Source organism: Glutamicibacter sp. AOP12-B1-11 (assembly GCF_052379245.1).
Taxonomy (GTDB): domain Bacteria; phylum Actinomycetota; class Actinomycetes; order Actinomycetales; family Micrococcaceae; genus Glutamicibacter.
On record NZ_JBQSYL010000002.1, the window covers coordinates 39420 to 53364 of the forward strand.

A 13945-nucleotide genomic window follows, 5' to 3' on the forward strand; every position below is an offset into this window, starting at 1 on the left:
AAAGGTGAGGGTCATGAACATTGCGGTTCAGAGGTTTTTCATATCCAGTGCGGTACTCGCACTACCGGTAGCCGGGCTGGTTGCTTGCTCATCGTCAAACGGTGGCTGCCCGCTTCCCGCTGAGACCGTCGCCGGATATTTCAACGAACAGCTACCCAATCCGCGCCACGTGGAGATCATCTCTGACGAGGAGCAACCGGGGCTGTGCTTCTACCGGCTAACACTGGATTCCGCCGAGGTCGGTACCTACCAGCAGATCAGCGTAAAAGAGGGGTTCGACAAATACTTCACCGAAGAAGACTTCCGGCAGCGGATTGCAGAGTACGAAGCGGAGAATGATTCCGAGAAGTATGTACGTCGAGTGAACGACGTACCGTATGCGGTTGATGAAGAACGAGGGGTATCGGTCGTTGCCGGCGGTGAGAATTATTGGCTGTCCTCGGCTGACTACCGCAACGGGGTTATCCATCGTCCCGCATTGGCTTCGGTTACACGCGGGCGTGACGCTGAGCCACTGGCTCAGCTGTTGATCCTGACCAATGGTGGTAAGGACCTGGACGGTTGGGTCGATGCTTCCTCCAATGAGCAGAGCAGCGAAACGGCCGAGCCGTCGGAAACTGTCGGTGATTCGGTGGCGGACTTGCCGCCTGCTCCCACCGGAACCGAGGGCGGCGTCACTCAGACAATCGGTACGCAAGCTCCGGGTGAGCTGGCGCCGCCGCCTGAGATGCCGCCGCTCCCTCCTGAGCCGTCCACCTTGGAGCAAGACAATGAGATCTCCAATGAATCTACCGAGTCTGTGCCGGGAACTGACCATGAACTTGTTGGCGCACTATTGCCCTCGCCCGATGTGTTGACCGCTGTTTTCGAGCTGTGGGAGGTGCCCGGGTACCCGTTGTGCGATGCGGTGCTTGCCGGGACAAGCTGTGTGGCAGCACCTGTATTTGATGGCGATGAGGTAGCTGTTGCCGCCCTTCGCAAGAGCATCGAGGGTGCAGACGACTATACGCGGGATACTGCCATTCTTATGTCCCGTAGCGATGATGACTCGTGGACCGTCAAGGCGTACTGGGAGACCAACGACCCGCTGGAAGAGTTTCTGCCGGACTGGGCGAAATAGCTAACGGGCTAAGCCCGAGTATCGGTTTCCGACGGCAACCTGAGGTTTCTGAACTCCTTCGAGTAAACACGAGCTGTCGGCGGAGCAGGAGTCAAGTCCGTCCTCGGCCAGCCCTCTGAACGACTGGGAACGCCTAGGTTGGCTTATTCCATCCTTCGAGGGCCTGCACCCAAGGGCTAACTTGTACCTCAGCGCCGTCGAGCACATCCAGCGAGGTGTCCTGGCCGTCTATTCGTGGAATCAATTTCACCGGTTCGAGTCCGGGCAAGAGGCTGACCTCCAGGCTTTCGGTTTCGTCGGGATCGTTGGCCGTAGACATGGCGGCCCATTTCATCGTGGACATTGCGGTTTCTCCAGCCGGTAGGAGCACCAGTTCAGGCGAAATATTAGGGGTGGCGATAATGGTGACGTCTTCTTGAGATTCACCAAGGCCATTGAAAAATTCGATAGCCGCCAGCCCCTGAACTGCACAAGGCTGCTTGGAAACGTTCGTGGCAAAGACCGAAAGATACCGCGAACCCAATGCAGCGTCCGGGGTGCTCAGGGTGAAACGGACTTCATCGGTGGTGCAATAAGAAGCATCGGGATCTCGTGTCCAGGGTTCGACGCCCTCGGGCAGCGGCGCTGGTGACGGGATAAGTGCCGCGGGAAGTACCTCGCCGATCCAACCGTCGACAATCTTCGCAAATCCGGGAGACGAGATGGAGTATTTCAACGGTTCGTTGTTTGGCGGGGTGCGTTGCTCAAGCCAACGCCGGATAGCGCGTGTCTCGATCGAGCTATCAGGAGACGTGGTGTGAATGGACAGCGACTGACTGCCGTAAATGGCGCTCCCCACGTTCGGCAGGGCTCCGGCATCGATAGCGAGCTGAACTTTTTCCAGATCGATCGTTGCCTCGGGCGTATATCGCACGGAACTGTCATCGGCTTCGAAGCTCACCAGGTAGTTTTGCTGCACCGAGAATTCGGCAAGCGTCTTCAGGCTTTGCGAATCAGCGGCGACCACAGAAGAGTTAGTAACTCGCAAGGCCCCGGCATCTCTGAATTCGTAGGCCTGCTTGAGCTCCGCCCCAAGGTCTTCCTGCGGGATGATGCTCAGCGGATAATATTCGCCGGTCGTCGCGCCCGTATTAATGACTTGTGGTTTACCTACAGTGAATTGCGAGTAGTGAATCAGCATTACGCCGGGAAGCGAAATCCCTTGGGTGATCCGCTCCGCCCGAAGTGCCGCGGCAGTAGCTTCGGAGGCCACCGGATCTTCCGAAAGACCTATCGTCCACGTTGCCGTGGCTTGATCACCGTCTTTTGGATCTGCGGACGTAACCTCGTACTCCAGCTCCACCGATGCCACGCCGTTCAGTTCCTGGATTTCATCAAATTTCTCGCAGACGGACGCCGGCGCATCGCATGGATCCCAAGGATTCCAAAGGACAAGCCACGCCGCGATTAAAACCAGGGCGGCGACCAGTGCAATCACTCGAGGTTTCTTCACTTGCTCACCGTACCAAAGCGATGGCATTCGATTCAGGAAAATGCGCGTGGAGCCACAGAAAACTCCGGCGGCCATATAGCTTAGAGATACGCTACTTTGAATGCGGGTCGATAAAACGGATCGTCGCGGAATTTACCTACGACCAAAGTTCGTCGGTATTGAGATAGGAGCCTAGGTGAGGGAACCTACACGCAGGGTTATAGGCCGTACGAGCCGCGAAAATGATCTGCAGAAGTACGAGCATGCCCCGGTCATGGTCAGATTCATCGAGCATGGAACGGTGCACGCTGCCCCTGCAGGCACCACCGCGGCTAGCGCCGTGGAGTACGCTGCGAGTGCCGCCGGGAGGGCTTCGCTCAGTCTGTACCCCACGCCAGATGAGCAGGACATCCACGAGCTTGCCGAAGCATGGCAACTGCACCCGGTCTTGGTTGACGACTTGATGCACGCGCAACAGCGACCAAAGCTGGAACGCTATGGCGAGATCCTCCTGCTGGTTGTCCGCTCGGCGCAGTATCTGGATGAACATGAAGAAGTTGAGCTCTCAGAGTTCCATATCCTACTTCGGCAGGGGTCTATCGCGGTGTTATGTCAAGACCATCGGTGGATCGACGGCACCCCGGGTCTAGAGCTTGAAACTACCGTCGCCGATGAATTTGTCGCTCGCGACCGCACCTTGTTGACCGACCATAAACTACTGAGCATGGGCGCCGAAGCGGTGCTCTATCGGCTACTAGATGAGATCGTCGACGGCTATGTCCCGGTTCTGCAAGGCTTGGGAATTGATAAGGAACAGATCGAACGTCAGGTGTTCAGCGGTGATGCCGCGGTCACCGAACGTATTTACCGATTGAGCCAAGAAGTCATCGATATGCAGCATTCAACGGCTTCATTGCTCGAAGTCGTTCGCTCGCTATCCGATGGCTTCACCAAATACGATGTACCGAATGAGCTGCAGACCTACCTGCAGGACGTGACTGATCACCTGACCCGCGCACACGCCCAGACGGTGGAATACCGGGACGCGCTGTCGCAGATTTTGAATGTTAATTCGACACTTGTGGCGCAACGTCAAAACGAGGATATGAAGAAAATATCAGGCTGGGCAGCGATCCTTTTCGCGCCGACCCTGATTGCAGCGATATACGGAATGAACTTTGACGTGATGCCCGAACTGCACTGGGTGCTTGGCTACCCAGCCGCCGTCGTCTTGATGATCGGATTCGCGGCATTCCTCTACATCACCTTCCGACGTCGCCGGTGGTTCTAAGGAAACGGATACTCTCATGGATGCGAAAGTGGATCTCAAGAAAACTCTCCCGAGCTATAAGGCCAAACATGAGGCGTTCGGCTTAGTCGAGGTGCCCGAACTGCCGTATCTCATGATCGATGGGCACGGGGACCCGAACACCTCGATCGAATATGCTCAAGCCCTGCAGGCGCTGTATCCGGTGGCCTACAAGCTGAAGTTCATGAGCAAACGTGAACTTGGCAGGGACTACGTTGTCATGCCCTTAGAAGGGCTCTGGTGGGCGCAAGACATGTCGGCATTTACCGAGCACAGAGACAAATCCCAGTGGGACTGGACCATGATGATCCTGCAGCCCGAATGGATCGACCGCACCATGTTTGAAACCATCCGTGCGCAACTGGCCGAGAAGGATCCTCCAGCTGCACTGGACAAGGTGAGATTTGAGGTATTCGCTGAGGGGCTGTGTGCGCAAACCCTGCATATTGGTGCCTATGACGACGAAGCCCAAACGCTGCACCGGATGCATCGGCAATTCATCCCCGAACAAGGACTGGAGCTGACCGGCAAGCATCACGAAATTTACCTCAGCGATCCGCGCCGCGTAGCGCCGGCCAAGCTGCGCACAATCCTTCGACAGCCGGTACGAGCCAACGCCGGATAGCGGGTTACAAGCGATGATGAACGGACGCTCACCTGACGAACCAATGAAATGGACCGGGCAAGAACATCTGGTGCGGCTTCCCGATGGGGCGCTGATCCGCGGTTCGAGCCTGAAGCAAAGCAGGGTCCTGCCGCCACCTGATTTTGGCGTGTACCTGCTTGGAAAAGATCCGCGTTTCACCGACCGTGAATACCTGTGGGTGAAATGGCGTGATTTCTCCATTCCTTCATCCACCGTGGACACCTTGAAGGCGCTGCGTGAAGCGTATGGGCGAGCGCCCGCGGAACGAGTAGAAATTGCTTGTCGTGGAGGAGTGGGGAGAACCGGAACCGCGCTGGCAGTATTGGCTGTGCTCGGTGGGATCCAGGTATCAGACGCCGTGGAATGGGTTAGACACAACTATCATCCAAAGGCAGTCGAGACCTTAGGGCAGCGTCGCTGGCTACTTACCGTCTTGCCTGAACTGACGTTGAATGATGATCACTGATCCCCAAGCCAGAAGGACTTGGCCTGGTGCAGGGCACTGCGAGAGAATTTGAGAGAAGATGAAGGTATGAGCACCGATATTGGACTGAACCCGTCGAGCACCGCAGCAGAGGTGCAAGAGGCCTTAGCTGCTTTGGAGAACCCGAAGATGCGTGCCGTTAACGAGAAGCGCGGTGATGATTTCGGCGTAAACCTGGGCAAATTGCGAGCGTTGGCCAAAGCGCTGAAGAGCAACCAGGAGCTTGCCGTCGAACTGTGGAAGACCGGGCAAACGACGCCCCGACTGGTGGCCATTCTCATCTGCAAACAGCGTGCATTCTCGCTGGATGATCTTGAAAATTGGATCCGTGAAGGCGATCGTCCGAAGGTACAGGGCTGGTTCCTGAGCAACGTAGTGAAGAAAAGCAAGCACCTCGAAGAACTGCGTCAGCGACTGATGCAGGATCCGGACCCGGTGATCGCCAGCGCCGGTTGGGAGCTGACCGCGCATCAGGTTGTCAAGGCCCCGGAAAACCTCGACCTGGACAAATTGCTCGATGCGATCGAAGCCGAGATGAAGCAGGCCCCGGAACGGCTCCAGTGGGCCATGAATAACACGCTGGCGCAGATTGGCATCGAAAACGCAGGACTGCGTGCCCGGGCATTGGAAATCGGCGAGTCGCTGCAGGTCTTGGCGGACTATCCAACGTCGCCGGGGTGTACTTCACCTTTTGCTCCGATCTGGATCAATGAGATGGTCAAGCGCCAGTCGGACTAGCTGCCGCCGTTAATGGCGCAGAGGCCGGCGGAACCTGTTGGGTTCCGCCGGCCTCTGCGCGTTATGCGCTATGCGCTAGCGCTGGTGCGTGGTGGCACCCAGACGCAGCGCCTTGGAAACCAGCCACAGCGCACCGGTCAGTCCGAGCGTGAGCAGCAGCTGGGTCCGGGCCACTGCGTCGGTCATCGCGATGCACACGATAAGCACCATCATGGCGATGGTCGCCAAGGACAGGTACGGGAAGCCCCAGAGCTTCAGCGGAAGTTCCGTGCCTTCGCGCTCGGCGCGGCGGCGCAGGATGTACTGCGTCACCGCTATGAAGCACCAGATCACGATGATTGTCGAGCCAACCACGTTCAACAGGATCGGCATAACGGCATCGGGCCAGATCCAGTTCAACCCGACGGCAATGAAGGAGAAAGCAACCGAGCTGAGCACCGCCTTGGCAGGTACTCCCTTCCCGGTCACGTGAGTCACCGAACGCGGAGCCATCTTGCGGGTACCGAGGGAGTACAGCATGCGTGAAGCACCGTAGATATTCGCATTCATGGCCGAGAGCAGTGCGATCACCACGACGGCGCTCATCAGCAATTCCACACCCGGAACATTCAGCACGCCCAAGACCGCGGAGAACGGTCCGTCAACGATGGACGGGGTATTCCATGGCAGGATCGCCACGATCACGATGATGGAACCAAGGTAGAAGAACATGATTCGCATCATGACCGATTTGATCGTGCGCTTGATGTTGCCTTGCGGGTCATCGGATTCGGCTGCGGCGATGGAAACGACTTCGGTTCCGCCGAATGAGAAGATCACGATCAGCAAGGCCGCTGCAATGCCGGTGAGCCCGGCCGGCGCGAAACCACCATGCGAGGCGAGGTTGGCCAGGCCAACCGGTGCGTCGGTGGGGATGATGCCGAACAAGACCAGCGCGCCGACGGCCAGGAAGGCGATAATCGCCGCGACCTTGATGAACGCAAACCAGAATTCGAACTTGCCGTAATTGCCCACGCCCAGGAGATTCGCACCGGTGAACAGCACCACGAAGCCCAAGACCCAGGTCCATTGCGGGAAGCCAGGGAACCAGGCGGCGACAATGGCCGCCGCGCCGGTGGCTTCTGCGGCGATCACGACGACCAGCTGGATCCAGTACAGCCAGCCCACGGTGCTTCCGGCGCTGCTGCCCATCGCCTTGTGCGCGAAGGTGCTGAAGGCGCCTGAGGACGGATCGGCTGCGACCATTTCGGCGAGCATCGACATGATCACGATGACCACGGTGCCGGCGATGAGGTAGGAGAGCAGTACGGCCGGGCCGGCAATGGAAATGGCCTGGCCGGAACCTATGAACAGGCCCGCGCCAATCGCTCCGCCCAGACCCATCATTGAGATCTGGCGCTGGCTTAGCCCTGCATGGAGTTTTGGTGAGTTATCCGCCGCGCGGACCTTGGTTTGCATGCTCATGCGCTAGCTACCTCTACCTTGCTGGTGACGGCTGCCAGGACGCGGTCAACGTCCTGAGCGCTGCCGGAGGAGATGCGCAGGCCTTCGCCCGGGAAAGCGCGGACCACCACATTGCCTTCGCTCAACAGGGCTTCCAGCTCGGCGGTGCGTTCCGCCGCCGCTACCCAGACGAAGTTCGCCTCGGAAGGTACCGCCGGGTAGCCAGCTGCCAGCAGGCCTTCAAGCATCCGCTCGCGCTGTTCGACGACCTCGTTGATGCGTACGCCGAGTTCGCCGGCGGCCTCAAGGGAGGCCACCGCAGCACGCTGAGCCAGATCGGTGACGCCAAAAGGCACCGCAACCTTGCGCAGGTTCTGCGCCACCGGCTTGGGGCTGACCGCATAGCCGATCCGCAATCCAGCCAAGCCGTAGGCCTTGGAGAAGGTGTGGAGCACCGCGACGTGCGGGTACTTGCGAAACAGCTTCAGGCCATCGGCGCGGATATCCGAACGGTCAAAGTGAACGTAGGCTTCGTCGATCACCACCAGAATATTCCGTGGGACGGCGGCGACGAACTCTTCCAAGGCGTCCGCCGCAACGACGGTACCCGTGGGGTTGTTCGGGTTGCAGATGAAAATGAGCCGGGTGCGCTCGGTGATCGCGTCCAGCATTGCCGGCAGGTCATGCTTGAATTCGGCATCCAGCGGAATCTCGACCGGAACCGCGCCGGCAATGCGCACCAGCGATGGGTACGCCTCAAAAGAGCGCCAGGCGAACATGACCTCGTCGTCTTCTCCGGCGACTGCATGAATGAGCTGGGAGGCGACCTCAACCGAACCGGCACCCAGGCTGATCTCTTCCGGGTCCAGATCGTACTGGTCAGCCAACGCCGTGATCAGCTCCGGTGCCGCCATATTCGGGTAGCGGTGAATGCTTTCCAGACCCTCGGCGATACTCTGCACCACCGAAGGCAGGGGAGCGTGCGGCGATTCATTCGACGAGAGCTTCGAAGCGCCCGGGGCCGCCGATTTTCCCTGGCGGTAAGCCGGCACGGCGGCAAGGGAGGGGCGTTGATTGATGTTCATTGATTCCTCTCTAAAAGTCATGAACCGCTTGGAACATTCCGGTGGTGTACGGTTTGCCCAAAAATTTGAGACGGGCTCAAGATTTCGACATTCCCTGGGCAGCCATGGCCCAAATGGAGGTGAAGCGAGTCACAAGAAAAAACTGTAGGTGGTGGCAATCACAGGGCGCAATCGATGCGCAAAGGGCTATGCACACTGCATACCGATTGGACTTCGGCAGCGAAGATTACTGGTCGATCTGTATAGCCTTTTCCTCTGGCGGTGAATTTTTTGCGTAGGCCTTAACGAGCGGCAAGGTCCTGCCCTGGAAGTGTTCGCGCAAGGCCAGCGAGGAAGAGGTGCGCGCGACTCCGGGAACTTGGTTGATCCGATCGAAGATCGCTTGAAGGTCTACCGCATTTCGAGCGACTATGCGCAACTGCAAGTCGGAGGTTCCGGTCACCGTATACATGTCCACGATCTCCGGGATCGAATCGGCCAGGGCCGTGGCCACCGGCTCGTGGCCGTATTTCTGAATTATTTCCACCGAGCAAAAGGCGACCAGCTGGTAGTCGAAGCCCGCAGGCTGAACTTGCGGGATGATGGCCCGGATTACCCCGCCTTCGTGCAGGCGGGCAAGGCGGCTGGTTACCGTGCCCCTGGCCACGCCGAGGCGGCGGGCGCATTCCATGACTGGAAGCATGGGGGACTCGGTGAGAAGCTCGATGAGGTCGGCGTCGAGACGGTCAATACGCACTGCTTAGGTCCTCTGCTGGGTGCAAACATCGGAATGGCTGCCAGAAAAGTTGCGTCTAAGGGCGATATTTCTGATCACCCTTCAAGGGTAGCGCGAAGATCTGTGACCGAATATTCCCGGCGAGCACCTGCCCGTGGGACTTGGGGTGCCGGTGCGGGGCCAATCAGCCCGATGTAATGCAGCTCACCTTGTAGGCTAAGGCTCACTTGGCCTTTATCGGCCTACCTGGGAGAGGGGAAACGATGAGTGCGAGCACGCCATTGAAATCTGTTGCGGGACTGACCGTCTTGATTACCGGAGCCGCGCAAGGCATGGGCGCTGTCTTCGCACGAACGGCCTGCCTCGAAGGTGCGCGGCGAGTGATTCTATGGGATATCTCCAGCCAGATGCTTTCTGCCGTCTCCAAGGAGTTAGAGCAGCTGGATTCCGGAAGCGTCATTCATACCCAGGTAGTCGATTTGCGCAATCAGGCGGCGATCATTGCTGCGGCAGATCAGTCGCTGGCCGCGGGCGCGGTGGACGTGCTGGTGAACAACGCCGGGGTCGTCACCGGCACGTCCTTTGCCAAGCATCGTACTGAACAGATCAATGACACCATGGCGGTGAACGCACTGGCGCCAATGTATCTCACCCATGCGCTCCTGAGGCAAATGGGTCAAGCCGGCAGTCCTGCCCGAATCCTTACGATCGCCTCAGCAGCCGCCTTGGTTTCAAATCCGAATATGAGCGTGTATGCCGCTTCTAAGGCAGCCGCCATGAGCTGGAGCGATTCGCTGCGACTGGAACTGGAACGGGAGGCCGATTCCGATATCAAGGTCACCACATTCTGTCCCACCTACGTTTCAACCGGAATGTTCGCCGGGGCGAGAAGCATGTTGTTCACCCCAATCATGGACACCGAGTATGTGACAGCCAAAGCGTGGAGCGCGATGCTGCGCGGAACGCCGCTGGTGCTTCTGCCGTGGACGAGCAAATTCGGTCAACTGCTGCGCGGAGTCCTTCCGCGCGGCGCGTGGGACCTGGTGGCCGATAGGGTCCTGAAGATCTATAGCTCCATGGATGATTTCACCGGACGGAAGAGGCAAACGCCTGACAACGAGCCGGTTTCCTAGTTCGGTTTGCGGTTGGCGCAGAATTCACCATCTCACTGTTTACCTGCTCGCCTACGCGGAGTAGCGTAGGCGTGGTAACCCGGAATGTGACCTCAGGCGGCTCTAGGATTTCTTGGTGGTCACTGATGCGGGATTTCCGATCACCAGGAGCGACTCGCCATGCAAAAGTTCATCCCGAATCTCTGGTTCGCTGCTAACGCCGAAGAAGCAGGACAGTACTACGCAGGTGTATTCCCGAACACCTCCGCATTTGTAGAATCGCGGTACCCCACCGAAGGGTTGCTCGACTTTCAAGAACCACTGGCCGGTGCTCCGCTGACGGTCACTCTGGACTTGAATGGTACGACGCTCACCCTGATCAACGCCGGAAACGACTTCACTCCCAACCCATCGATCTCATTCATAGTCAGCTTTGATCCGGCCAATTATTCGGGAGACGCCGATGCGACACGCGCGGCGCTCGATCAAACCTGGGATCAGCTCATCGACGGCGGCAGCGTCCTGATGGGATTGTATACCTACGCATTCAGCGCCCGCTACGGCTGGGTGCAGGATCGCTATGGCATCAGCTGGCAACTCATGCAGTCCGACGCCGGCCAAAGCGAATCATTTATTGTCCCTTCATTGATGTTCGGTGGGGCCGCGCAGAACCTGGCGGTGCCTGCGGTGGATTTCTACGTTGAGCTGTTCGAAAACGCGCAGGTAGGCAGCCGATTCCCATATCCCGAACCGACCGAGGTGACAGTCCCCGGAGCGGTGATGTTCAGCGATTTCAAACTGAACGGGCAGAACTTTGCGGCCATGGATTCCGCCGTCGCGCAACCATTCAGTTTCAGTCCGGGGATCTCTATTGAAGTCCAGTGCGAAGACCAAGCGGAGATCGACAGGTTGTGGGAGGCGCTATCCGCAGTTCCGGAGGCCGAGCAGTGCGGCTGGCTGCAGGACAAGTTCGGCGTGAGCTGGCAGGTGGTTCCGAAGAACATGGGCGACCTGATGGCTCGGCCCGGAGCCTTCGAAAAGATGCTGAATATGAAGAAACTGGTGATCGAGGACTTCTAGCCATTGGATTCGGTCGGTTCCGAGTCCAGCGATATCCTGACACCACGCTGCGGTCCAAGCCAAACTTGGTGGATGGAGATCAAGGGTGTCAAAACGTCGTGCGGTAATCGCCGGAGCCTCCGGATTCATCGGAGAGCGACTGGTTCATGAGCTGTCGGCTCAGGGGTACGAGCTGAGCGTCATCGGCCGCGGTGGGCCGATCAGCTGGGCGGACCAGGCCGCGATCGACGAGTCGGTCGATGGCGCGCAGCTACTGGTCAACTTGGCGGGAAAGAACGTGGGCTGCCGATACAGCGATGCGGCACGCAACGAAATTCTCGGTTCCCGGGTTGAGACGACACGGATTTTGCACAGGGCGGTAGCTTCGGCCCAGCATCCGCCTAAGCTGTGGCTGAATGCCTCGACCGCGACCATCTACCGCCATGCTGTGGACCGGCCGAATACCGAAAGCATCGGAGAAATCGGTGAAGGGTTCTCCGTTGATGTCGCACGCAACTGGGAACGCGAGTTCTTCGCGGGGGAGCTCTCGGCCACCCGCCGGGTGGCGCTGCGCATGGCGATCGTGCTCGGCGACGGACCGGCGAGCCAGAAACTTCTTGGGCTTGCCAGATGGGGCGTCGGCGGGCCGCAAATTGATGGGTGGTGGCCAGCGCACCGAAGATACCGCGGGATCGGGCCGGACCCCACGGGCCCGGAGAAAAGCGGTTTCCATCCGACCCGGGGCCAGCAGCGGTTCAGCTGGATTCACCTCGATGACGTCATGGGCGCGATCTGGTATCTGATTGAACATCCAGAAATCCGCGGACCGGTGAACCTGAGCGCTCCGCACCCGGTGACGAACGCCGAACTCATGTCGAGCCTGCGACGCGTCGCCGGGCGCAGGTTCGGACTATCGGCGTATCGTTGGATGTTGGAACCAGCGATGTTCGTGCTCCGGGTTGAACCGGAAATGCTGTTGAAGTCTCGGTGGGTGCTACCCGAGACGCTTGAACGTTCCGGCTACGAATTCAAGTGGCCCGAGCTGCATCCCGCGCTGGCTGACGTCGCAAAATGAACACCGGTGATCCCCGGTGCAAGTTTTTGCAGAATTGAAAGGAAGCTAGGCATGGCTCATCTCAAAACACACGGTATGGCTCCGCGCATACGAGAGTTCCGGCTTCCGGAACTGGAAGCCGGAACCGTCGAGGACCTGCTTGGCGGCGGTTATGTCGAGGTGCTTCATTTCACCGGCTATGACCGGAATCTGCTTGATCTGACCGACGGCCGCGTAGAAGATTGCCTGTTTTCTGAACTGAATATCGGTGAACTTTCCATGCGCAACGCGCGCTATATTCAATGCGAATTCAAGCAGCTAAGCGCGCCAATCGTGGAGGGCGCCGGAGCGACCTTGAATGACGTGCGGATGATCCACAGCCGCTTCGGCTCGGCCGAGCTCTCGGATTCCTCGACCGACTCAGTGGTGTTTGACCATTGCAAATTCGGTTGGGTCAATCTTCGCTCCGCGCAGCTGCGGGACGTGCTCTTCCGGGATTGCACCTTTGATGAAATTGATTTGCAGCAGGCCAAGGCGCAACGAGTGAGATTTGAAAATTGTCGTACCGGGACGCTGAGCGTGGAGCGCGCAAATCTCAGCTCGGTTGATCTGACCGGGTTGGAGATGTCGCAAGTACAAGGCATCGAAGGACTGCGCGGTGCCACGATTAGCGAGCAGCAGTTGAGTTCTCTGTCGCATGAGTTCGCCGCATATCTCGGACTACGTATCAAGGACTGAGCTAGCTAGCGGTCAGCAGGCTTGTGATTCGAGGCTGGCGGTCGGCCAGTGCCCGAGCCGTGCTTAGAATGATCTCCTGCATGGCAGCGGCGGCACGAGTCAATGAAACATCTCGGCGATGCGCCAGACCGATGGTACGCGTCAATTGTGGATCTTTCAGCGCGGCGGCGCTGAGCCCGGGACGATCAACCAGTACCGTCGCCGGAACAACCGCAACCCCCAACCCGACTTCGACGAAGCGCAAGACAGCGTCCATCTCGGCGCCTTCCAAGACTACGTTGGGGGTCAGGCCCTGTGCGCGGTAGGCGTTCATCGTACTTGCACGCAGGTCGTAGCTTTGCGAAAAAACAATCTGGGGAAGCCTCGACAGCGCCTTGAGATCCAAGGATTCTCTGCCCCCAAGGCGTGGTTTACCAGTCGAGTCGATGACAACAAGTTCTTCGGATAACAGTGGGAGGCTGGCCAGGCTTTTCTCCGCAACGGAGTGCTCCGAAGTAACAACCAGGGCCAGATCCAGCAATCCGCCAGCCAGCTCATCCAGCAGATTCTTCGACCCGGCTTCGCTAAGGTGAAGCTCAATGCCGGGGAACCGGCGGTGAAATACTTCGAGAACTTCGGCAACCAGCGAGACGCACAGGGTTGGGGGAGCGCCTAGCCGAACCCGGCCCTTTCGCAAGCCTGCCAGCTCTGCCATTTCGGTGCGCACATTTTCTTCATCGGCGAGCATGCGGCGTGCCAGCGGCAGCAACGCTTCACCGGCGGCGGTCAGCATGATGTTGCCCCGCGCCCGGTGGAATAGCTGGGAGCCCAGATCGTGTTCGAGGGTGGCGATCTGACGGCTCAACGACGGTTGCGTCAGATGCAGATCCTCGGCAGCTCTTGTGAAGTGCCCCACCCTGGCGATTGTCGCGAAACCCCGCAACTGCTCTAGATTCATATCCCATAGCATACGGCTATCGAAACCATGAATA

The 13945-nt window shown here is 58.6% G+C and carries 14 protein-coding genes; 9 read left to right on the forward strand and 5 right to left on the reverse strand.

Going from position 1 to position 13945, the window contains the following annotated elements; translation table 11 throughout:
* Positions 1-13: 13 nt before the first annotated feature.
* The gene (locus ACT3UQ_RS01315) at positions 14-1120 is read left to right on the forward strand and encodes a hypothetical protein (protein WP_105552227.1); all 1107 of its coding nucleotides are present in this window, start codon (positions 14-16) and stop codon (positions 1118-1120) included.
* A gap of 133 nt (positions 1121-1253) precedes the next feature.
* On the opposite strand, the gene ACT3UQ_RS01320 is transcribed toward ACT3UQ_RS01315, so the two are convergent.
* Positions 1254-2612 (reverse strand): DUF4232 domain-containing protein, encoded by a 1359-nt coding sequence (locus ACT3UQ_RS01320; RefSeq protein WP_181150481.1) that lies wholly within the window; start codon positions 2610-2612, stop codon positions 1254-1256.
* A gap of 175 nt (positions 2613-2787) precedes the next feature.
* Between ACT3UQ_RS01320 and ACT3UQ_RS01325 the strand changes: the two genes are divergently transcribed.
* The 4 genes from ACT3UQ_RS01325 to ACT3UQ_RS01340 all read left to right on the forward strand — a co-directional run bounded on the left by ACT3UQ_RS01325 (position 2788) and on the right by ACT3UQ_RS01340 (position 5768).
* Positions 2788-3882, forward strand: a complete 1095-nt coding sequence (locus ACT3UQ_RS01325; RefSeq protein WP_258133455.1) for a magnesium and cobalt transport protein CorA — start codon at positions 2788-2790, stop codon at positions 3880-3882.
* Between the two features lie 16 nt (positions 3883-3898).
* Positions 3899-4525, forward strand: a complete 627-nt coding sequence (locus tag ACT3UQ_RS01330; RefSeq protein WP_105552224.1) for a GyrI-like domain-containing protein — start codon at positions 3899-3901, stop codon at positions 4523-4525.
* Between the two features lie 43 nt (positions 4526-4568).
* Positions 4569-5012 (forward strand): protein-tyrosine phosphatase family protein, encoded by a 444-nt coding sequence (locus tag ACT3UQ_RS01335; RefSeq protein WP_105552223.1) that lies wholly within the window; start codon positions 4569-4571, stop codon positions 5010-5012.
* Positions 5013-5078: 66 nt separating this feature from the next.
* Positions 5079-5768 (forward strand): DNA alkylation repair protein, encoded by a 690-nt coding sequence (locus tag ACT3UQ_RS01340; protein WP_444636375.1) that lies wholly within the window; start codon positions 5079-5081, stop codon positions 5766-5768.
* Positions 5769-5843: 75 nt separating this feature from the next.
* Here the strand turns inward: ACT3UQ_RS01340 and ACT3UQ_RS01345 are convergent, their stop codons facing one another.
* The 3 genes from ACT3UQ_RS01345 to ACT3UQ_RS01355 form a co-directional block, all read right to left on the reverse strand.
* On the reverse strand, positions 5844-7232 hold the full coding sequence (locus ACT3UQ_RS01345; protein ID WP_105552221.1) for an amino acid permease: 1389 nt from the start codon (positions 7230-7232) through the stop codon (positions 5844-5846).
* Positions 7229-8296, reverse strand: a complete 1068-nt coding sequence (gene hisC / locus ACT3UQ_RS01350) for a histidinol-phosphate transaminase (RefSeq protein WP_105552220.1) — start codon at positions 8294-8296, stop codon at positions 7229-7231. The genes ACT3UQ_RS01345 and hisC overlap by 4 nt, the downstream gene beginning before the upstream one ends.
* Before the next feature lie 226 nt (positions 8297-8522).
* The gene (locus ACT3UQ_RS01355; RefSeq protein WP_146112403.1) at positions 8523-9032 is read right to left on the reverse strand and encodes an Lrp/AsnC family transcriptional regulator; all 510 of its coding nucleotides are present in this window, start codon (positions 9030-9032) and stop codon (positions 8523-8525) included.
* Positions 9033-9274: 242 nt separating this feature from the next.
* Between ACT3UQ_RS01355 and ACT3UQ_RS01360 the strand changes: the two genes are divergently transcribed.
* From ACT3UQ_RS01360 to ACT3UQ_RS01375, 4 genes are all read left to right on the forward strand, one after another.
* Positions 9275-10144, forward strand: a complete 870-nt coding sequence (locus tag ACT3UQ_RS01360; protein ID WP_444636376.1) for an SDR family NAD(P)-dependent oxidoreductase — start codon at positions 9275-9277, stop codon at positions 10142-10144.
* 159 nt (positions 10145-10303) lie between these two features.
* A complete protein-coding gene (locus tag ACT3UQ_RS01365) occupies positions 10304-11203 on the forward strand; it encodes a VOC family protein (protein ID WP_444636377.1) in 900 nt (299 codons plus the stop codon).
* Between the two features lie 85 nt (positions 11204-11288).
* On the forward strand, positions 11289-12257 hold the full coding sequence (locus ACT3UQ_RS01370; protein WP_105649077.1) for an epimerase: 969 nt from the start codon (positions 11289-11291) through the stop codon (positions 12255-12257).
* 51 nt (positions 12258-12308) lie between these two features.
* Complete coding sequence (locus tag ACT3UQ_RS01375) at positions 12309-12974, forward strand: pentapeptide repeat-containing protein (RefSeq protein WP_444636378.1); 666 nt, start codon at positions 12309-12311, stop codon at positions 12972-12974.
* A gap of 1 nt (position 12975) precedes the next feature.
* Here ACT3UQ_RS01375 and ACT3UQ_RS01380 read toward each other — a convergent pair whose 3' ends face one another.
* Positions 12976-13911: a LysR family transcriptional regulator gene (locus ACT3UQ_RS01380; protein WP_444636379.1), complete on the reverse strand. Its 936-nt coding sequence runs from the start codon at positions 13909-13911 to the stop codon at positions 12976-12978.
* Between the last annotated feature and the right edge of the window lie 34 nt (positions 13912-13945).